Annotated in this window: 18 protein-coding genes; all 18 read right to left on the reverse strand. The window is 47.9% G+C overall.

Annotated elements, in window-relative coordinates; all coding sequences use genetic code 11:
- Positions 1-15: 15 nt before the first annotated feature.
- The 18 genes from JNUCC32_RS23595 to JNUCC32_RS23680 all read right to left on the reverse strand — a co-directional run bounded on the left by JNUCC32_RS23595 (position 16) and on the right by JNUCC32_RS23680 (position 20,810).
- Positions 16-1,272: a DUF438 domain-containing protein gene (locus JNUCC32_RS23595; RefSeq protein WP_192570032.1), complete on the reverse strand. Its 1,257-nt coding sequence runs from the start codon at positions 1,270-1,272 to the stop codon at positions 16-18.
- Between the two features lie 446 nt (positions 1,273-1,718).
- The gene (locus JNUCC32_RS23600; protein WP_192570033.1) at positions 1,719-3,074 is read right to left on the reverse strand and encodes an FAD-dependent oxidoreductase; all 1,356 of its coding nucleotides are present in this window, start codon (positions 3,072-3,074) and stop codon (positions 1,719-1,721) included.
- A 34-nt stretch (positions 3,075-3,108) separates the two neighbouring features.
- Positions 3,109-3,966, reverse strand: coding sequence for a carbohydrate ABC transporter permease (locus JNUCC32_RS23605; protein ID WP_009593372.1), 858 nt, complete (start codon positions 3,964-3,966; stop codon positions 3,109-3,111).
- Positions 3,956-4,903, reverse strand: a complete 948-nt coding sequence (locus JNUCC32_RS23610; RefSeq protein ID WP_096774888.1) for a carbohydrate ABC transporter permease — start codon at positions 4,901-4,903, stop codon at positions 3,956-3,958. The genes JNUCC32_RS23605 and JNUCC32_RS23610 overlap by 11 nt, the downstream gene beginning before the upstream one ends.
- 26 nt (positions 4,904-4,929) lie before the next feature.
- Positions 4,930-5,622 (reverse strand): hypothetical protein, encoded by a 693-nt coding sequence (locus tag JNUCC32_RS23615; RefSeq protein WP_192570034.1) that lies wholly within the window; start codon positions 5,620-5,622, stop codon positions 4,930-4,932.
- A 26-nt stretch (positions 5,623-5,648) separates the two neighbouring features.
- The gene (locus tag JNUCC32_RS23620; protein ID WP_192570035.1) at positions 5,649-6,941 is read right to left on the reverse strand and encodes an ABC transporter substrate-binding protein; all 1,293 of its coding nucleotides are present in this window, start codon (positions 6,939-6,941) and stop codon (positions 5,649-5,651) included.
- Positions 6,942-7,111: 170 nt separating this feature from the next.
- A complete protein-coding gene (locus JNUCC32_RS23625) occupies positions 7,112-7,876 on the reverse strand; it encodes a response regulator transcription factor (protein WP_192570036.1) in 765 nt (254 codons plus the stop codon).
- 10 nt (positions 7,877-7,886) lie between these two features.
- Positions 7,887-9,719, reverse strand: a complete 1,833-nt coding sequence (locus tag JNUCC32_RS23630) for a cache domain-containing sensor histidine kinase (protein ID WP_192570037.1) — start codon at positions 9,717-9,719, stop codon at positions 7,887-7,889.
- Positions 9,720-10,044: 325 nt separating this feature from the next.
- Entirely contained in the window at positions 10,045-12,102 is a 2,058-nt protein-coding gene (locus JNUCC32_RS23635; protein WP_192570038.1) for a pectate lyase family protein, read from the reverse strand.
- Positions 12,103-12,490: 388 nt separating this feature from the next.
- Positions 12,491-13,285, reverse strand: a complete 795-nt coding sequence (locus JNUCC32_RS23640; RefSeq protein ID WP_192570039.1) for a sensor domain-containing protein — start codon at positions 13,283-13,285, stop codon at positions 12,491-12,493.
- Between the two features lie 227 nt (positions 13,286-13,512).
- The gene (locus JNUCC32_RS23645) at positions 13,513-13,716 is read right to left on the reverse strand and encodes a hypothetical protein (RefSeq protein ID WP_228468813.1); all 204 of its coding nucleotides are present in this window, start codon (positions 13,714-13,716) and stop codon (positions 13,513-13,515) included.
- 171 nt (positions 13,717-13,887) lie between these two features.
- Positions 13,888-14,484 carry a hypothetical protein gene (locus JNUCC32_RS23650; protein ID WP_012818511.1) on the reverse strand — a complete coding sequence of 199 codons (597 nt, stop codon included), beginning with the start codon at positions 14,482-14,484 and terminating at the stop codon, positions 13,888-13,890.
- Positions 14,485-14,649: 165 nt separating this feature from the next.
- Positions 14,650-15,507 carry a hypothetical protein gene (locus JNUCC32_RS23655; RefSeq protein WP_012818510.1) on the reverse strand — a complete coding sequence of 286 codons (858 nt, stop codon included), beginning with the start codon at positions 15,505-15,507 and terminating at the stop codon, positions 14,650-14,652.
- Positions 15,508-16,196: 689 nt separating this feature from the next.
- Positions 16,197-16,802, reverse strand: coding sequence for a response regulator transcription factor (locus JNUCC32_RS23660; RefSeq protein ID WP_036664865.1), 606 nt, complete (start codon positions 16,800-16,802; stop codon positions 16,197-16,199).
- A complete protein-coding gene (locus JNUCC32_RS23665) occupies positions 16,803-17,975 on the reverse strand; it encodes a sensor histidine kinase (protein ID WP_192570040.1) in 1,173 nt (390 codons plus the stop codon).
- Positions 17,976-18,719 (reverse strand): ABC transporter permease, encoded by a 744-nt coding sequence (locus JNUCC32_RS23670; protein ID WP_192570041.1) that lies wholly within the window; start codon positions 18,717-18,719, stop codon positions 17,976-17,978.
- A 27-nt stretch (positions 18,720-18,746) separates the two neighbouring features.
- Entirely contained in the window at positions 18,747-19,652 is a 906-nt protein-coding gene (locus JNUCC32_RS23675) for an ABC transporter ATP-binding protein (RefSeq protein ID WP_192570042.1), read from the reverse strand.
- A 642-nt stretch (positions 19,653-20,294) separates the two neighbouring features.
- Entirely contained in the window at positions 20,295-20,810 is a 516-nt protein-coding gene (locus tag JNUCC32_RS23680) for a hypothetical protein (protein WP_192570043.1), read from the reverse strand.
- Positions 20,811-20,885 lie beyond the last annotated feature (75 nt).

Here is a 20,885-nt window from a genome sequence, read left to right on the forward strand (position 1 = left end):
TTGAACATACGAAACTTACGGTGAGAGGATCCGCTTTTGACCGGTGAGCTCCTGGATCGGCTTAATGTTTTGAGTGAATTCCAGCGTGCCTAAGTAGTTTCCTTCTTCATCCCTTACGGCAAAATAACGAATGTAGACAAATTTATCTTTAACCGGGATCCAGAAATCTTCTGCATCTTTGACACCTGCTTTGAAATCAGCGAGCAGCTGATTGACGACATGAACGCTTTGCGGAGGATGGCAGTTCTGAACACTTCGGCCGATCACCGCTTTGGTACGAACGAAGATTCGTTCTTTGCCCTGTGAAAAATATCGAACGATATCATGTTCATCAATAAAGGTTAGGTCGACCGGTAAATGATTTAAGATGGATTCCATCTGTTTGACCGATAAAATGCCTGTACTCATCCGGATGTAACCTTCTTGCAGCGGAGAAGACCCCAATCCCTGATCTGCGCCAGGTTCAGCTGCCCTTTCAGGAATCCATGGTTGATCCGGCGCAACCAAGCAATAACCGACTTCTTCGCTTTGGGCAGCAATTTGAAGCCATTCATCTTCCGTCAACTTCTCCAGAGCCATTGGCAATAAAATATGTTCCTCTTTATAGATCATTTCTGTTACTTCATTTAAGACGCGTTTGGCAAGGTCCACTACGCTCTGCGCATTGCCCTCAAAATCAGTGAGTTTGGCTTTCACTTCTTTTATTCCCATTCGGATACCGTCATCGACTGCCCACATCACTTTGGTCGGTCCATAAATTCCGTATTTCTCGAGAAATGGAAAGAGCAAATTTTCTTTGCGGCTGTAGTGTTTGTCTACGTCATAGAGGAGACTGAAATCCTCAAGCAATTTGAGGCGATTGGCCTCCCCTTGATCCTTCAGAAATTGATCCAGGTGCAGCGCGATTGTGAAATTTGCCAGTCGATCGATTTCTTGGTTCTCCCTCTTAAACGTAAACACAGGATGTCCAGGCTGCTCTTCGGGTTTATGAGCTCTGTGAATGTCTTGGATGGAACCTTTGAATACAGCAGCATGCACGCTGCACAGTCGCTGTACTTCGGTTACCGGTATTCCTTCCTCCTGCATCAGCACTTGTTCCAGCTCCGAAATCTCATCAACTGATATTTCGCCTACAGCTTGATTGAATTTTGACTTCACTTCTTCCACGCTTTTTCCATGGTGCAGCTCTTTAATGATTTCCTTGAGCAAATGTATACGGGCCGTTCGATGAGCAGAAATTCCTTCCTCACGGTTATTAATGAATTCACTCATGTTCATCACCTCTGTTTTGTTTCAATATATAAAGATGAATTTCTATTCTGTTTACATCTCTAAACTAGCATCCTCATACTCCATGACTTGTGATTAAAAGCACATAGGGAATGAAAATTCATTGAACAACAATAGGTGACCCGTCTTCTTCGAAAAATATTTGTCCGCTGGACGAAATGGCCCGCACGACTGACGCGAAGCCCGCTCAGCCATAAATACGTAGCAGCAGCCCTTGTTTCCGAATTGTATTGAGCTGGCACACAAAAAGCGACCGGTCACGGTCGCTTTTTTATTGAATATATGGAGGGTAGTCAAACCCCTATATTGAAAAATCCGTAACACAGGTGATGACGATCACATAGATTTTTAGACAATTCATACTTCTGAATCAGCAAAAATACGGCGCCGCCCCAGGTTTAATACCGGAGCGGCTAGCCCGCGTCTCTTCACACAATCGCCCCTTGGGCGTGCAGCATCTCCCTGAGCTGCGATGCATCGACTTCCGCCGCGGTGATTCCCGCCTTGCAGGCCAGGGCCGCCGCGGTGCCCGCCGCTTCACCCGTAGCCATGCAGCTTGGCGTCAAGCGCGTGGTCGCCAGTGCTTCATGCGTGGTTGAAATGCAGCGCCCCGCCGCGAGCAGATTTACTGGCCCTCGGGCCACCAGGCAGCGGTAAGGAATGCTGTAGGAACCGTCATTCTCGATGGAAGCCTCCATAATCCCTTTGCCTGACGGATCATGCAAGTCAACCGGATAACCGCTCCTCGCAATGCCGTCCTCAAAATGTCGTCCCGTCACCACGTCCTCCATCGTTAACCGATACAGACCGTCGATTCGGCGCGACTCCCTAATTCCGATCTGGGGTGCGACCGAGGAAATGGAGGCCTCGGCAAATCCGGGCACCCGCGATTTCAAAAATTCCGCCATCATCAGCACCTGCTTGCGCCCTTCCTCCTCCGCCAAAGTCAGTTCCTCGACATCGGTCGCGCTTAAGCCTTGTACCCGCGTACAATTGATCAGCACCTCATCCTTCTCCGGTCCGATAAACAACAGAACCTGATCGCGGTTGATCGGGACCTCGGCAGCTTTCCACTCCTTATAAAAGCCGGAAACCCCCGTGAGCGGAATAAGCTCCTTCTCTAGCTCGGCAAACGGCGTCTTGTGATAAAAGTTGTCGGGATCAGCCAGCATCGCCTTCCGAATCGCCTCCACGTCAACGCCCCGCATCCGGAATTTCATCGTCATCGGCTGCGACAGCCCGTCGCTTTCGCGCCCCTGAAGCGTCGGCGCTCCCGCCAGATAAGCGACATCCGCATCCCCGGACGCATCGACGAACATCTTCCCGTCCACCTTGATTCGCCCCGATTTTCCAGTAAGGGTCACGGATTGGATGTATTCGCCTTCACGCCCGACTTCGTCAACGAAGCTGTGTGAGACGAGCTTCACCCCCGCTTCGCGCAGCATATCGACGGCAAGCACCTTATATATCTCTGGATGGTACGGCGTCAGCGTATGCACGAAACCGACGGTATCGCGAAGATGGCCGGGCGAGCCCCCGCGCTCCATCAGGCGCTCCACAATTTCCTGTGCAATGCCGCCGATGACCCGTACCCCTTGCTGTGTATGAAACGTCATCCAAGGATAAACCCCGGCAGCCGTAGACATCCCGCCGACAAATCCGTACCGTTCAATCAAGATGACGCTTGCCCCCTGCCTGCCGGCGGCAATGGCGGCGGCAATGCCCGCCGGCCCTGCACCTATAACTACCACGTCCGCCTCCATGATCCTTGTCCTGCTGTCCATCTCTTTTCACTCCTCCTTTTAAGCGTTATTTACCCTATTCCTTGAGACCCGTCATGGATACCCCTTCGACAAACTGCTTCTGCGCAAAGAAAAACACAATGAGCAGTGGTAATGTCGCCATAACCGAAGCGCTCATCAGCAAATGCCACGATGTTCCCGACTCGTCGGTAAACAGCGATAATCCCAGCGGCAAGGTCATCAGCTTACGGTCATTAATAAAGATCAGCGGATCAAAAAAATCGTTCCAGCTCGTCAAAAACGTGAAAATGATCAGCGTGGCGATCGCGGGTTTTGCTAACGGCAACATGATTGTGGAATAAATCCGCAGCCGCGAGCAGCCGTCGATCATCGCTGCCTCCTCCAGCTCCTTCGGAATCCCCAGAAAAAACTGCCGCATCACAAACACCCCGAACACACCGCCCGCGCCGAATATAGGCAAAATAATCAGCGGTAAATGCGTATTGATCCAACCCAGCTCACGCATAAACAGAAACATCGGAATGGCAATGACCTCGTTCGGAATCATCATCGTGCTCAGCAGCAGCAGAAACACCAGGCTTCTCCCCCAAAAAGGAATTCGTGCGAAAGAATACCCCGCCATGGAAGAGAAAAGCACGGTGCCCACGGTAACCAGTAGGGCGATATATACGCTGTTGCCATAAAATAGATGGAACGGGATCGTCTCCAGCACTTCCGCATAATTCGCCCATCGTATCGGCGACGGAATCAGCTGCGGCGGAAAAACAAACACATCAGCCGGCTGTTTGAGCGAAGTAGAGACCATCCACACGAACGGGGTCATCATGACCACCGAAACGGCAAGCAGCAGCAGATAATGGAACAGGTTCCCGCCTGCCGGGTTGCCCCTTTTAGCAAATAGACTAGCTTTCATTCAGAACCCACCTTTTTCTCATCTGCCATTGTGCCAGCGTAAGCAGCAGGGTGATGATAAACAGCACATAAGCCAGCGCAGAAGCATATCCGAACTCGAACAGCTTAAAGGCTCGTTCCCAAATGTTGTAGACGAGCACCTTGGTGCTTCCGGAAGGACCCCCTTGTGTCATCACGTAAATTTGTCCGAACACCTTCAGCGAACCGATAATGGTCATCATCAGGGTCAAAAAAATCGTCGGCGTGATCATGGGTACGGTAATTCGGAAAAAAATCCGCATTCTCCCTGCGCCATCGATCCTGGCCGCCTCGTAGAGCTGCGCCGGAACCTGCTGCAGCGCCGCAATGAACAACACCATATTCAAACCGACATTTTTCAGGAGACTGGTCACGATAACAACGGGCATGGCAAGCCGGGTATCGTACAGCCAGGCCGGTCCGGTAATGCCGATCATACGCAGCAGCTGGTTAATGAACCCGGAATCCGTGGCAAACATATACTTCCAGACAATCGACCAGACCACCAGCGAGGTCATAACCGGAATAAAGATCAATGTCCGGAAAAAGCCGGCTCCGCGAATATTTTTTGATAACGGGATGGCAAGCAGCAATGCCAAAATAATGTTCAGCGGAACAAGTCCGGCGGCAAAATAAAGCGTATTGCCCAGCACGCGCCAAAATTCTGCGTCCCCCGCAATCGTGCGGTAGTTCTCAAATCCGATGAGCTTGGCCTCACCCAGCAGCGGCCAATCCGTAAAACTCATATAAAGCGCCATCATGAGCGGGACAAGCAGCAGCAGAACGAACCCCAGCACCATCGGCAGCACGAACAGCCAGCCCGCCAAATGGTCTCCGCGGTTTAAGGGCCTGTTCTTCCTTGCCTTCCTACGGAATGGACGGCCGGGCCCTTCAGATTTTATCGTTTCAAGTGTGGTCATGTCGCTTTCCTCCTTGTGGGGCACCTCTACAGACGATCGATTGCATTCCGTAAAGCGGCAACCTCCCTAAGGATGCCTTCCGCTTCATTGCCCGTGACCACCGCTCCGACCAACAGCACCTTGACGCCGCTATCGGCCAAGGCCGGGATATCCTCCGGGCCGATTTTACGCTGCGTTGGCACAATGACCGGCAAACCGCCGTGTGCCGCCAGCCAGCGGTAATGAAGCAGATCGGCAAGGGTAAGCCTGGTACCATATTCATGGCCGGGAACGATGGAAGCCTCAAGCGCGCTGATGCCGAAGGTCCGGCCTCCTTCCACGACGCCCCGGTCGAACTCGCTATCGATTGCAAACGTTCTTGCCAGCCCCGGGGCCTGCAGCAGAGAAGCAGGATGATGAAAGGCATAAATCGAGTAGAAATCGACGCCAAGCTCAGGGAGCCGGTTGATTTCCTCCGCGTTTACCTCTTCCACCGAGCCTCCGGGCACAATTCCAAGGGGGCCGTTAAAGCGGGAGCGAATGTCCTTGAAAATGTCGGCATAGCTGTCCAGCGTGCCGAAGCGATTGCCGCTGGCCCGGTGCCCTACGTTGATATGGACTTTCAAGCCGTCGGCGCCCGAAGCCAAGGCTGCCTCTGCAAGCTTGATGTCATTGGCCGGGAGGCTGACGAACAGCTGCAGCCCCGGCGCTTCGTTTAATGCTTTATCCAAACGATTCATGCCCATTCCTCCTAACGTAACTGCCTCTATTTGCTCAGCAGAGTATCCACCTTGCTTTTTACCTCATCCTGAATTTTCTGCGATTCGCCCTGCCCGGCAAATAACTCGTCAAAGCCAGTCAAAATCTCCGTGTCGATGTTTTGCCAGCGGATATGTCCCGGCTGCACGACCGCTTTAGGCATTTCGTCGATGACCGCCTGCTTGATGTGCCCGGCATCCGGATTGCCCTCCACGCTCAGGAACTCATCCGAGTTCAACACCGATTGGCGCGGCGGCACAAAGAAGGCCGACGTTTTCTGCACACCCTCTTTGCCGGCAAGGAATTTCAATAGTTCCTTGGCCTCCTCCGGATGTTTTCCTTCTTTAAATAGCACGTAACCCGCCTGACCCATCATCGGAACGCTGCCTTTCGAACCCGATGGCATTGGCGCAATGCTCCATTTGAAATTTTGGATCTCCCTGGCTTTGGATACAAAGCTATAGTTGTCGAAAATCATGCCGATTTGCCCGGATTCAAAATTAACCTGCTCTCCCGCCTTCGGGTGCGAGCCTTCCGTAAACATCATGCGCTTCAGCATGTCCAAGGTTTCAACCCCGTATTGATCATTCCAAGTGTATTCCGTCATCTCTGGATTAAAGGGTCCGCTCCCGTTTGACCAAGAATACGAAGCGAGAATAATCCATGTCTTCCAGTCGCGGAAAAAGTTAGCCCCGTAAACGTTCGATGAAGCAGCGCTCGTCTTGATCGTTTTTGCGGCTTCTTCGAACGTTTCCCACGTCCATTCGCCTTTTTCCGCAAGCTCGTTCGGCGTACTTAAGCCCGCTTGCTTGAACAGATCCTCGTTGTAGAACACCACGCTGGGCGGAGTGGAAAACGGCAGTCCATATAGCTTGTCGTCCTGGCGAAACAGTTCAAGCGTCGAAGGTATAATGTCATCGATGTCAAAAGCATCATCCTGAACGATATCCGTGACATCGGCCAGAATGTCGTTGGCCATAAATTGCGGTACCATCCGCTCCGATACCCAGGCAATGTCGGGCAGCTCCTGGCCTGCCGCCAGTACGGACATTTTTTGCTGATAATCCGCAAACGGGATCGTGTCAATTTGCACCTCAATATTCGGATGCTCCTGCGTGAAAGCGTCGGTCAGCCCTTTGTACAGCTCAAGCTGCGCCGGATTTCCCCATGTCGCGAATTTGAGCAGTACCTTCTCGCCACTGGCTTCGCCTGGCGTATGATTCGACTGTTCTTTCCCGGCGCAGCCCATGAGCCCTACACCAAGTGTTAATGCCAATAAACCGGTCAACCATTTTTTCATATACCGCTTCCCCCTCTGCATTGTTCAAGTTAAGGTTGTGATGTGGTTAATTATATTTACATATGGTCATATAAAAAATCACTAAACGTTCAGAAAAGGTACGATTTTTTTAGGTCATTTCCGTTTTAGCCCATAAAAAAGAACTACATAACATAATTTGTTATGTAGTATTACACACTGTATTGTTCCCGGTAGGTTCCCGGCGTCATTCCGATATGCTGTTTAAATACCAGCATAAAATGCTTCGGACTTTGATATCCCGATAAACGGGCGATATCGTAAACCTTCAGGTTGGTCGTCTCCAGCAGCTTGCAGGCTCGCCGGATGCGCGTTTCGGCGATATAATCGGACAAATTGCCGCCCCCTTCCTGCTTAAAGAGCTGGCTTAGATAGGAAGGATTTAAATGCACCATCTCCGCTAACGTCTGCAGACGCAAATCACCGTCGGGGTTTTCAGCGATATACGCCTTCAGCTTCCGGATCATCCTGCGCCCCTCGCTGGATGGCGGCCCCCCGTCCGCCTCGCTTTGCGGCTCAGTCCCACCCGCATAGCGATTTGAAGAATTCAGGGTTAGCCGAATCTTGTCCAATGCAACCGTAAAATCCTTACGGTCTATGGGCTTCAGCAGGTAATCGGCGATCCCGAATTGCAGCGCTTTTTTGGCGTATACAAAATCTCCATAGCCGCTAATAATGACAATCGGCATCTCATGGCCTGCGGTCCGCAGCTTTTCCACCATCTGAAGCCCGTCCATCTCCCGCATTCGAATATCCGTAATGAGCACATCCACCACATTGCGTTCCAGATAAGCCAGCGCTTCCTTGCCGTGAGCGGCTTCGTATACGACCTCAAAATCAGGAGCCACACGGCCGATCAAATCGCGGATGCCTTTACGGATAATGTCCTCGTCTTCCACCAACATGAGCTTGATCATGGATGACCTCCTACTTTTCTTGTTTCGCGAACGGCAGCGTCACGGTAAAAGCCGCACCTTGTCCCAAGCTTCCATCGATTTCGAAGTCGCAGTCCCGGCCGTAAATCAACCGCAACCGCTGTTTAATATTTTTCAGCGCAACTCCATGACCACGTAATGGCATCGCCGGCGTTTTTGCTGCCACATCATCCCCGGCCTCTTCCAATGAGGCTTGCAAAGCCGCCAATTCATCCTCCGACAAGCCCCGCCCGTCATCCCGAATGGTCAACAGCACTTCATCCTCAAATCGTGCCACCGTAACGTATACCGTGCCCCCTTGCTCGCGGTCTCCAATCCCGTGCATTATCGCATTTTCAATGAGCGGCTGGAGCAGCAGCTTCGGGACCAGGCAATCGTCCAACCCTTCTTCGATATCGAACATAGCCTGCAGCCTGGAACCATGGCGCATCTTTTGGATGCGAATATACGACTCCGCCGTCTCAAGCTCCTCGCCAAGCCGGATGAGGCTTCGGTCCTGCTCCACTGCGCTGCGGATCAGTCGTCCCAAAGCCGTGGCCATTTCCGAGACGTCCTCATTATTGCGCTGCCGGGCAAGCATGCTGATCGACTCCAGTGTATTATATATAAAATGGGGTTGGATCTGGCTTTGCAGCGCGGCTAGCTCCGCCTCTCTTTCCCTCATGCCGAGCACGTATACTTCATGGACGAGCCGGTCGATTTCCTCTACCATCCGGTTGAAGCCGGAACCAAGCCGACCGATTTCATCCTCAGTTACCGGCACGCTCTGCTTGAAATCGCCGAGCTCCACGAGTCGCATTTTTCGTACCAGCGTCCCGAGAGGTTGGGTCAGCCGATAAGAGAAGTAGATGGCTAAGGCCCCGGCCATAACGAGACATATCAGGCCGGCTAGAAGCGTAAAGTTGCGAAGTTCCTTGGTCTCCACAAGCAGGGATGCGACCGGAATATAGCTGACGATATTAATATCGGAATATCGGGAATAGTTGGAGACAACCAAATACTTGCTGCCCTCCATATGCAGAATCTCGCTGGCCGTTTCCGAACGCCCTGAAAGGCCGAGAATCCGATCCGAAAGCAGCTTGGAGGCTTCCGTATCCCCATCTGCGGTCGCCGTGTAGAAAAGTTCTTCCCGGCTATTCTGCACGACAATGCCGCCGTTCTCTTCCAGCTTGACATTTTCGACAAGCTGCTTGAACAAAGTCTGCTTCAAATCGATTTTGACTAACCCGAGCGTCCGGTTGGTATTGGGCTCACGGATCAGCCGGGCTACGGAAAAATAGCTTTGATTGCCGTCCAGATAGTAAGAAGGCCGATGCGGCGGAAGCAGCACCCAAGCTCCTCTCGCTTCTACCACTCCAGGGTACCAGGGCTGCCGCTCCATGTCCGAATAGGCAGCGATTGCGCTAGGAGCCAGGCTCGAGAAGGTGTAACCGCTTCCGGCGAAAATCTGGATACTGTCAATCTCTGGCCTGTCGAAGGTCATGCTGGCAATATAAAGCTGCATTTTGGAGCGTTCTTCCACCGTAGGCTGCTGATGTAGACTATCCTCCTCCCTGTACTTGCGCAAGATGGACAATACCCCCGAATCGTATAAAGGCATCAACGTCAATCTCTGCATCTCCATCAAGGTCCTGTCCAAATTCCGGTTGATCTGGTCCACCAATTGGGCGGTATAATCGGAGGTTCTTCGTTCAACGGAGTTGGAAAAACCCACGTAGGTCGCCACGCCCTGCAGGCTGAGCGGAACCGAAATGAGCAGCAGGAAGATCAGCAAAATTTTAGCGCGAAGACTCCAGGATTTAAGCGGTTTGAACCTGAAAGACACGCTGGCCACACCCCTTCCGCCAGTCCCGTTTATTTTCACTTCATTGTACAGGAACATGGTGGGGATGACTATGGGGTACTAAATCGAATCCCGAAGTTGGCTAGAGTTAGACTGTGAGTATCGATTTCATAATTGTTATAACGATTGAGGATTTTACGGTAGATATGGTTAATCATAAATATCAGTTTCCCGGCTTAGCAGCTACATTTCAGAAGCATGGTGTCCCAATAACCAAATCAACAGATAAAATATAAAAAGCGACCGAATCACGGTCGCTTTTTATATTCGTATGAGAGACGCGCGGGAGCACAAACCCTGTCCTGCTCTACTCCAACGCCATATAAAATAGATTCGTCGTATGATCTTTGGTAATCGTATGCGCTCCTGGAGCAAGCGACACCCTGACAACACCATTCGTCATCGGATAACTCGTTCCATCAATCTTGATCTTGGTTCCGTCTGCCGAATTAAACACTAATGTTAATGTTGCCGTTTCCGTAGAGGTAAAGGTAATACGGGTTGAACTCTCGATTTTCAAACATTGGGTTAGCGTCAAGCCGTTATACGCCACAGTTCCCTTGGTTGTGGAGAGATTCCCTACAATATTAAAGAAATCGCTTGCCAATCCGGACGTTGTAAAGTTGTGAACTTGTTCTCCGGTGGACGGCTCTGGTTCTGGTTCCGGCTCCGCCCCGGTTGAATTCCCGCCTACGGATACAAGCCCGCTGGTGTAGCTGCTTATTTTAGCCATTAAAGCTGTATTGAGGGCATAGGATGTGTCGTCAACGGCATCATTGAATTCCCAGGTGAAGTCCCCGTTATTCAGGCGTCCGGCTTGTGCGGTAACAATCTGTTCTACATCGCTCACGTTATCGATGTCGGCGCTATTCACTCCCGTATTGACGGTTGTATCGAAGTTATTATAAGCCGTTCCTCCCACGAATGCTTTGTATGAGCTTGGTACGGTTTCATTTCTTGACGAAGCCAAGTATGCATCGAATGAGGTTACATTTGCCGGAGCTGTCCCGGTATTGGAATTTGCATAAATCAGGCTGTCCGCATCTACGATCCTATTGTTATAGGCCTTAATCACGCCTCCGTCTTCGCCCGAAAAGGTCCCTTCCCCTAAAGCATCGGTACCTTGCAAGGAGCTCAACATCGGGTATTTGGCATGTCTAAAGTAATTGGATTCCACGAAGGCTGAAGCTCCCGTTGTCACACCGACCCCATATTTTGAGACTCCGTCATAGAAGTTATTATAGATGTGAACCGATGCCAATCGGATTCGCGGATGGCGGGAGTCCGAGTGATCAAACCAGTTATGGTGGAAGGTGACAAAGAATTCCTCCGATTCACTCAACCCGACCAAAGCCGCTTTTCCCGAATCCCAGTAGTGATTGTAGGAGATTGTAATATAGGTCGATCCTTTTTTCAGATCCGTTGAACCATCGCCCTTGGCCTGGTCGGCATCTCCTCCTGCGGTTCCATAAAATAGATCGTTATTATGCACCCACACGTTGACGTTTCCTGTATCCATGGAAATTCCATCATCAGGAAACAACATGAGCCCGAGGTTTCTTACTTCCACATTCCCTACGTATCTAAGGAGCAATCCCCACCCATAAGCATAAGCGTCGTCTCCGATCCCTTCGATCGTCATATTCATTTCCGAGTAATTGTTTTTGCCTTTTACTTGAAGGTAGCCGCTGCTATTCAGCTGTCCGCTCATGTCGTCATCGGTAACTTTTCCAATAAACCGGATCGCAAGAGGGGTTGTGTCATAGCCTTTTTGTCTTAGCGTCAAAATCTCGCCGATCCCCACGCCCGTTTGAACCCCGCCTGAGCTGTTGATTTTCACATCAAGGGTTACGGTTCGTGCCGTCTCGGAGGTCACATAAATAACTTGTGCACCATCTTTAAGCGTACCGTCATCATTGTAGGCACCCGAGCCAGTCCCGTATGGCGAGTCTGAGGAAAAAGCAAATCCGTATCGATCATGCGGCGCTACGGATAGGTTATTCGAAACGACACTTACCGTTGAACCGTCCGACAGCCTGGCTTCAACCTTCATCACATAATTTCCTGCTGCGAGTCCAACGGCATCTGCTCTCCAATAGGAAGGGTATTGCCGGATCAGCTCATTATCCATTTGTTGATAGCTGGAATCCGGCGCATTGGCGTGTTTCACGTAGACATTGTATCCCTCCGCATTACTCACGGGTGACCATTCTATATACGCCGTTTCATTCCAGCCCCCGCCGCCGATAATCGAAAGACCGGCAGCATCGACCGTTGTCTTATTCACCCATCCTCCCGCTATGAGAGCTAGCGCCAGAGAAAACAACAATACCATGCCGGTTACCTTTGCAACGCTGTTCTTCATTTCATCTCCTCCTTTTTTTATTCACTTGTACTTTGTAATCGCTTGCAATAAATTAGAGCTTTCTTATCAGCCTCCTCGCTTTATGGACCCTGTCTGTCAAACAATGTCCTTGTTTAAAATCAACAAATTTTGGAATTCCACCCACAGCTTATCAGCTGCGGAAACAGTTCCGAAACAATCATTTTGTTATAACCTGCGCATTCCGCGATATTCTGAGTTAATGATTATAGGTCGGGGAAATGACACTTTCTCTTGGACAACATCCATCCGGGATGGTCGTGAACGGCTGAAAGCTGCAGATACAAGGCGTAGATCGGGCTATATTTCAGGCTTAAACCGGACGCAAAAACGAAAAAGCGACCGGTTAAGGTCGCTTTGGGGAGATCTTCTAAAGATCTCTATGGGCTGGCTGCATCATCCCTTGAGTGGGGTGATCCTCTGGGTACTCGTAATATTGCGACTGAACGGGCGCATGGATTTGTGCTTCCATCGGCGGCACTGACGGCTGCTGATAGGGCTCATCCACATACATGATTCTGCGCAGAATTTGCATAAGCCCATTCACAACGCGCAGCGCAACCCAGAACAGGATAAGGCCTACGCCTACGTACAGCAGGTATTGCTGATTATAGGTCCAATCGATATGAAAATAACTGAACAAGCTATTTTCCAAAATATCAAGCTGCAGTTCATTCATCAAAATGATATGCACGACCGGAAGAGCAATCAATCCGAGTCCCAGTGCAATCACCGTTACCATAATAACAAAGAATACGATGCCGGTAACAAATCTTAGGAATACGAGCAGCAGGTTTCGAATAAAGAGCGCTCCGTCAAAACCGCTCACCATTCGTTTCAACCAATTCTGCCCAGCTTCAGACTGTTGATTGTAGGTATACGATACAGTAGGATTAGGTAAACCCAAAATTTGTCTAATCATGCTTTGTTCAAAAACCACAATCCCATTCAATAGCTTAGCTACTCCAAAAAACAGCGGTATTCCGATAAATATCGGAGTCAAACCGATGGATAAGGTAAGTCCCGTTATCGCAACTGTAAAATAAATAATCCCTAACGGGAGAGATAGCAATAAATAGAGAATCGTTGCATAGGTTTTCGGATTAAAAAGCACCCAATTCACCTTGCCTGCCCGCGACATGGCAGTCGCTTCTGTTGCCTTCATATTCAAACACCCCTTATGGCTTCATAAGTCACGCTCCAAGTTTATAAATCCATTATATCCGCGTTATTTGGCTGACATAACCGTCTTAGGGGGTATCTGAACCTAGACCTTAGACTAGGAATGGGCCTGGCTCTGGTGAATTTATTGAAGCGAAGACACTATGACCAACTCGCCGAACGACATTTAAACACCGTATAGGCTATAGTGAAAAATCGGTAACGCCCTTCTTATAGGCATACTTCAGAATGAAGGTTTCTTCTTCTTTTCCATATGCATGTCCCCATATCAAAGCCGTCAACATGGCCTAAATCGGCATCCGCTAGAGATAATTCTAAATATTCCATTACTTTTTCTCTTAACCAGTGGTCGCGTTGGCTGCCTTTTGCACTTTTCAGAGGATACTGTACCACTAACCAGAATTTTTCGCTCATTCCAATTCACCAGCCAATCTTCAGTTAATGTGGACATTTCGGGTTATTATACCACAAATGGAAAAGTCACCAACCCGAACATGGGCTGATGACTTTTCCATACATTTTATGGACAATTCATACTTCTAAATCAGCAAATAATCTTTGAGTGGGAATGGAGCCTCTGTCCTTTCAATTTTTGTAGGTGGCTTCAAGTTCCTTTAAATCCTCGTCAGAAATGTCTTGGTAAGCCCCGTCTTGTTGGGGAAAAGCCAAACTCGCGATGATGTCTGCCTTGAACGTCAATCCTCCATTCCCGTTGTCTCGCTCCGGCGAGATCCTGACCAGAACCATTCCGGTCGGATACCCATCCTGTTTACGAACGACGGTGACCCATGAAGTTTCAATTTCGGCGAGATCAGCCGGAGGGTCCCCGCAGAGAGGGCTCCAGTAAAATTGCTCTCCCGCTTTCCTTGAGGTTCCCGTCTTGCTCATGCTTTCAAGCCTGCCCTTGATTTCCGCGCATAAGTAGTCGGTATCGCCTGATATGTCATACGCGATTTCATCACTGCCGCTCAGTTCAAACGGAATGCCCCGAGTGACGCTGATAGCCGGTGACCATCCTTTATTCCAAAGTATGGCGATCATTTCTTCCGCAGGTACGTTTACAACCTCCGGTTTCACATCTTCCTCCGTCTTCGGAGCGCACCCGGCGCCAAGCAGAATCAATCCCAGGCCCGCACAGATGAACAGTAATTTAAGTCCGCCGACTTTGATTATGTTGGACATCAACCCGGCACCTCCTGTGTACGAATAAGGATAAAATCAACTTCAAATCACCGATAAATTGAAAAGGAAATCCTTTTAGTCCAACACCTCCAAGAACAACAATTCCTATTCCTTAGGATTAGCTCTTGACGCAGGCGACTACTGGAAAGGAATCGCCTTTTTCACTCAAATTGAAAAATCAATCTTGTCAGGCTGTGGACCGACGTTTTTAGGCCAATAGATGATGTAATAAATGGAGCTATTGTAGGTGATGTCTCCTTGATAACTTACATTATTGTAGGAATATTCATTTGTCCAAGTTTTATACCCAGGCGAAGAATAATTCCATCTCAAAGGATTCGTCCCTCCTGGCTTATGAGTCCAATCCGAAGCCGTCGTCGTTCCTTTCATGAAATGGTAATCGACGCTTCCTTTTCGGATTGCCACCACACGTTCATAATTAGCCAACGATGATGGTTTAGTCGCAGTCTTATAACCCCAATATCCAAGGGCCTCCAGATCATCAACGACTAAATCTGCCATACTTGCAATCGATAGATTCATGTTGAAGCTCTGATTGGAATGATAGCCCGGATTTTGAAAGACATGCACGCCTATGGAATACCCGTAGCAATTATATCCTGTATAGCTGTTCGACCATGTTCCTATTACCGTACTATCTTTTAACGTATAGTTCGCTAAAGCAGATATGCTTTCTTGCCCGGACACATCCAGGATTCTCTTGGCCAGCTCCGCTAACTCCGTATAGTTATACGGTATGCGGTCTACGGTCGTTACTCCTCGCTGAATATCAGCTACGATCGTTTTTACGGCATTTACCGTATACTCGTCCTGTTCAAATGCTTCAGGCAATACGAGTCCATTTTCTAAAAGGGCGTCTAACTGTTCTTCACCGCTTAAATACGACAGCTTTTCGATTGCAACCGGATCACTATCGGCGTTGGCCTGGGCTGCTGGTATAAAGGAAATGAATAGTATGACGAGCGCTAATAACCCAGAAAGTGTTTTTAAACTTTTTTTCACAAGCGTTCCTCCTAATATTGAATTGAAATTTGCTTTATCTTCCTATGTATTGACTGATTTGAGAGCCGCGCACCAAAGTCTTCTTGTTTAAATAGCAAAAAACTGTTGTATTATTCCATAATATGGGTCACCTCCTGTTATTTAGTATATACTATTTTAGCGAAATTGGAATATTTTCCCTTAAAAATCTATTGAAAATCTATTATTTGAACTCATATCAAATTAAAAGATTGCCCAATGCTGAGAAGACGTTCTTCTTTTAACTTATACAGAACCATAAATACAACGAGAAAAAACCCGCTCAATGAGCGGGTTTTTATGGTATGTATTGAGGGGAGAAGGTAACATCACATAGGCTTCTACGAGTGTAATGACAGTTTTGATGTCTCCCAAGAAACTCCCCGGCACATGCGCAATGAAAAGAGAGTACATTCAGTATGTTGGGAGCTCGGAGACCATTGCCTCTTCACAGCAAGAAAAGCGACCGATAACGGTCGCTTTTCTGATGGTATGTATGGAGGCGAACCGTGGCTATGCAAATCCACAATTCGCCGCAGTGTATGGATTAGGTTACGGTATGCTAAGCAGCGGATCATAAAAAAAAAGAGAGCTTCTAAAGCTCTCTATAGGCTGGCTGCATCATCCCTTGAGTGGGGTGATCCGCTTACCTCCATACCTCGGAGTTCTCCTCAATCCAACCATCCCTTGCTACGTGCGATATCGATTGCCTCGATCCGTGTATTCGCCCCGAGCTTCCCAATCGCCTCAGACATATAGTTCCGTACCGTTCCATAGGATAGAAACAGCTGTGCTCCAATATCTTGAAGAACTAAGCCTTGGGCAGCCAACTTCATGACTTCACGCTCCCTGGGTGATAATGGACATGGATCATCCCATACCGCGAGCGACAATTCTGAATTGATGACACGTTTCCCATCATAGACCCGACGAATCGCATCAGCCAGTTCCTCGCTGCCCGTATCTTTAAGAAGATATCCATAAACTCCTGCCTGCATAGCCCGCTGGAAATATCCAGGACGCGCGAATGTCGTCAAGATGATGACACGACAAGCTGACTTATTCTTTTGAATTAATTCCGCAATATCTAACCCCGTTTTCAGCGGCATCTCAATATCCAGAACAGCTACATCGGGTTCATATTGCTGAATCATGGACATCACTTCTTCCCCATTTTCAGCTTGACCGACGACTTCAATATCATCTTCTAACGAGAGTAACGTTGCCAGTGCTCCCCTTAATAACTTTTGATCTTCTGCCAAAACAATACGAATCATCTAAGCACTACCTACCTTTTCATTTCGTATTACCCTAGGTATATGTAAGGTGACTTTCGTCCCCTTGCCTGGGGACGAAGACAGCGACATACGACCATCGATCATAACCAACCGCTGCCGTAAACCGGCGAGGCCATTACTGCTAGTATAGAATTGATCCATATCTGCCCCAATACCGTCATCACTTACGGATACACGAACTTCCCCTTCCTGAATGTCGAGAAGAACGCTGCAACTTGTTGCTCGGCTATGACGAACCACATTTGTAATCGTCTCGCGAAAACACATCGCCAAGATCGTCTCCTGCAAGGGTGTTAACGGAAGCGGATTGTTCACTAAAGCGTCTTCCGTCCCTACATTAGAAGGTCTGGGATCTGAAATCGATTGATATTGAAATAAAAGCGGTATGCCCGCTGCTGAACATAACGATACAGCATGCTTATATTCGTCAGCGAGATATGTAACTTTCATCTCCGTAACCAATTCTCGCATTTGTTTCAAGGCTGCGCGTGCCGTTTCTCGTATTTCACGAGCCTCTTCTATCGCTCTCTCGGGTTGACGATTGACCAATTTCTCAACGACCTCACCTTTTAGTGCGATTAATGACAGCGTATGTCCCAATGTATCATGTAATTCACGTGCGATCCGCTGGCGCTCCTCCTGCTGTGCCATTCGTTCAGCAGTTTCTGCCCGCAGCCGAGCAGACTTCTGTTGAAATCGGGTCGAAGTTCGAATAATATACGGCAGAATACAGATGCCAAACATAGGCACCAGCCCTATCCATACTAGGCTGCCCATCCGATCCAAGTAAGGAACGGCGATAAATCCCATAGCTACAGTGAAAACGATCGTTATAGAGAGTAATATCGGCAGCTTTTGTTTGCTCAGCGGAGCAGCTATCATAAAACCCATAAACGTATACATAGGGTGAAATACAGCTGCTAAAATTAAAAGTATACCCACCTGAACGATCAATATTGGCGTGGCCCACTTTAAATAAAAGTAGGATTGTCGAAACAATAGAACGAATATGCCTAACAGAACAAAGCCAAGCCACTGTATACTTGATGGCTCATAGAGTAGAAAGTACATGGGTATCATTACATTTGTTAACAAAATATAAGGAGCGACTCCTTCCGATTTTGGAAAGAGACGCCACTTTTCTCTATTCAATTAGACCGCATCCCGTCGATTGTATATATAGATTGATAGTAGCATAAAGAGGAGACCGCATCCTGTCAAAATTATGAAATCGATGCTTGCTGGATTTTGTCCAGCGATCATATTCCATGCCCCATTAGCGTAACGGTGAGATGGAAGCCATTCCCCGACCGAGCCCATCCAACTTGGCAAAGTACTAAGCGGCATCCAAAGCCCCCCCACAATGGCAAGCCCCATCTGTAACACATTTCCGATGGCAACGGAAGTATTCGCATTTTTAAGCGTTCCTAACAAGGCACCAAGCGCCAGAAAAGATATGCTCCCAATCCATAACCATAATCCGCATAATATCCATTGCCCGGCTGTCAATTGTATATCATGAACAAGGCTGGCAGATACAAATATAACAACAATGACGATCAAGTGAACAGCCATTTGCGATACGATTTTGCTGCCAATCCAGACGGCAGGAGATAGTGGAGTCAGCTTCAACAGGCGTACCCACCCATCTTGATGCTCGAACGATAGACGGATACCGAATTGAGATACGGCTGTACCAATCAAACTGAATGCAGTCATTGACATCAATGAAAAGACACCCCAAGTTGTTGATTGAATCGATTGATCTACCCCATTCATACTTGCAAATAAAAAGTAGAAAGCAAGCGGCATCGCAATGGAGAAGAGTAAGAAGAACGGACTGCGGATAATTCGTATACTTTCTGCTTTGGTCTGGGCAACAAACATATGTAACATGGCTATTTTCCTCCTAAAAATGTTTTATTATCGTATAATCGCTTGTTTATTTGAGCCTGTAAGACTTCGGAATGTATCTTCTAAACTGGCGGATTGTATATCAATATCTGAAATTCCCCATTCAGACTGCATCAGTGTAAATAACAACACATCGGTCTCTTGAGCATACAGACGAATTCGCTCGCCACTACATTCTGCCTTTTCTACACCAGGTAATGTGAGCCATTCCTGCTCCGCTGGCGCGTTCGCCGCTCGAAATGAAACGGTTCTAAGTGCTGTTTGAGCCTTTAAACGTTCCGGAGTCCCTTCCGCAACAACCTGTCCCCTGGCGATGAGTGCGATGTGATCTGCGACAGCATCAGCTTCATCTAAATGATGTGTAGTCAAAAGCACCGTACGTCCGTCACTTGCCAGCGCTTGGATGGTGTCCCAAAAGCGGCCACGAGCCTCGATATCCATTCCGACGGTTGGTTCATCCAGCAGGAGAAGCTCTGGATTTCCCGCCAAACTCTGGGCGAAAGCTAATCTACGACGTTGTCCTCCAGACAGCGAGGATGCGCGTCGTTTCTGATCTGCGTGGAGACCCGAAATGTCTAACAATCGCTCTAGCGACATCGGATTACGATAATAACTGCGGAACAATTGAAGCACTTCTTTCACCGTAAGTCCATCTGCCGCTTTAACATCCTGCAAAAGCGCTCCAACACGCTGCCGTAATTCCTTTGTTCCAGACGGCATCCCCAAGACCCTGACTTCTCCTGATGTTGGCTTGACCATTCCGAGTATCATGGAAATGGTTGTTGTCTTGCCTGCCCCATTCGGTCCGAGCAATGCTGTTATTTGGCCTTTCTCAAATGATAGATTCATATGATCAACGGCACAGTAATCGCCGAATTTCTTCACTAGATTTATACATTCAATCGCCTTTGTCATTTTGTCCTAACCTCCGCTAATTTCTTCTTTCGTTACTTGATGTCCTCATTATATTGAAAAAGCGCGAGATTCAATTAGTGTGGGTTGTCACAAGCCGGTTATGACAAATGTCAGAAAAAAGAAAGCAAAAAAAAGAAGGACCTCTAGGCCCTTCTTCAGCATAACTGCATTTGACACTCTTTGAGTGAGGTGTCCTGCTTTGCAAACTTATAGCTAAGGATTTTACACTTTTAATCGAACACAGAAAAATCCACAACCTCTGAAGTGACCCCATGAATGATTCAACGGACAATGCGGGTGTACAGGCTATCAGGTGTTCGGAAGGCGCGACATTAGTAGCTACAGTTTCTGGTTCAACGCCATTTGGGAAGATGGATAAGGGCATTAAACTAGGCACTCTAAATTCGGAAACACCTAATTGTCCGCCAGCGTCGAAAATTGCCTGTTTTGGGGATCGGAGCGACAGACTATTTCACAAAACCCCTTAGACATATGTACGCACATTAACATCGACTGCGTTTAGACTAATTTAAAAAAGTATCAAACTTTTTCTATTCGATGGTGTTTATCTATATAGCAGCAACATTCACACCCATGGAAATGAAGATTTATATAATCCAATTTGAAGGTTGAAAATCATTTTCAAGGCTTAGTCACTTCAATTTCGTCATCATCGTTAAGATCTGGTGAACTGTAGAAAAAATACATCTTCCCATCAATTTTCGCTGTTAAATTAGGTACCTGTTCTTTATTTTTTATTCGAATGCTGAATGAGTTTTCATCTCCTAATATAACAACACCACCCCAAACTGGAATGTGCTCTAAATGGTTATCTTTGTACGTTGGATAGGAAGCTTTTATGATTTCTATGTCTGAAGACTCTATTTTTTGCTGATAAGCGTGATTATATAGGGACCATAAGTTCCAACCTTTTTTCTGAAGAGTAATAATCCCTTTAATTTTACCGTTCTTTTCATATAAGTAATGGTGAAATTGATAGTCCTCTTTTGATATTAACATAACTTCTTTGCTCGATATTCCATTTTTCCAAAGTATCCCTTCGGGAGTAAATGTTCTAAAGAAATATACAGCTAATAATACTAAAACTACAGTAATTGACACGAAAGTAATAATCATTTTTTTTTTATACCTTTTCATAGTTGGCGAAGCACCTCCAGTAATGAAATCTGCTATAAGATTCTCCTATTATATATAAGTATCCTTATTTTATCA

This window comes from Paenibacillus sp. JNUCC32 (genome assembly GCF_014863545.1).
Taxonomy (GTDB): domain Bacteria; phylum Bacillota; class Bacilli; order Paenibacillales; family Paenibacillaceae; genus Paenibacillus_AQ; species Paenibacillus_AQ lautus_A.

Coding starts and splice junctions, on each gene's coding strand:
- JNUCC32_RS23595 (WP_192570032.1), bottom strand. CDS start 1,272: ATGAGTGAATTCATTAATAACCGTGAGGAAGGAATTTCTGCTCATCGA.
- JNUCC32_RS23600 (WP_192570033.1), bottom strand. CDS start 3,074: ATGGACAGCAGGACAAGGATCATGGAGGCGGACGTGGTAGTTATAGGT.
- JNUCC32_RS23605 (WP_009593372.1), bottom strand. CDS start 3,966: ATGAAAGCTAGTCTATTTGCTAAAAGGGGCAACCCGGCAGGCGGGAAC.
- JNUCC32_RS23610 (WP_096774888.1), bottom strand. CDS start 4,903: ATGACCACACTTGAAACGATAAAATCTGAAGGGCCCGGCCGTCCATTC.
- JNUCC32_RS23615 (WP_192570034.1), bottom strand. CDS start 5,622: ATGAATCGTTTGGATAAAGCATTAAACGAAGCGCCGGGGCTGCAGCTG.
- JNUCC32_RS23620 (WP_192570035.1), bottom strand. CDS start 6,941: ATGAAAAAATGGTTGACCGGTTTATTGGCATTAACACTTGGTGTAGGG.
- JNUCC32_RS23625 (WP_192570036.1), bottom strand. CDS start 7,876: ATGATCAAGCTCATGTTGGTGGAAGACGAGGACATTATCCGTAAAGGC.
- JNUCC32_RS23635 (WP_192570038.1), bottom strand. CDS start 12,102: ATGAAGAACAGCGTTGCAAAGGTAACCGGCATGGTATTGTTGTTTTCT.
- JNUCC32_RS23640 (WP_192570039.1), bottom strand. CDS start 13,285: ATGAAGGCAACAGAAGCGACTGCCATGTCGCGGGCAGGCAAGGTGAAT.
- JNUCC32_RS23645 (WP_228468813.1), bottom strand. CDS start 13,716: ATGAGCGAAAAATTCTGGTTAGTGGTACAGTATCCTCTGAAAAGTGCA.
- JNUCC32_RS23650 (WP_012818511.1), bottom strand. CDS start 14,484: ATGTCCAACATAATCAAAGTCGGCGGACTTAAATTACTGTTCATCTGT.
- JNUCC32_RS23660 (WP_036664865.1), bottom strand. CDS start 16,802: ATGATTCGTATTGTTTTGGCAGAAGATCAAAAGTTATTAAGGGGAGCA.
- JNUCC32_RS23670 (WP_192570041.1), bottom strand. CDS start 18,719: ATGTTACATATGTTTGTTGCCCAGACCAAAGCAGAAAGTATACGAATT.
- JNUCC32_RS23675 (WP_192570042.1), bottom strand. CDS start 19,652: ATGACAAAGGCGATTGAATGTATAAATCTAGTGAAGAAATTCGGCGAT.
- JNUCC32_RS23680 (WP_192570043.1), bottom strand. CDS start 20,810: ATGAAAAGGTATAAAAAAAAAATGATTATTACTTTCGTGTCAATTACT.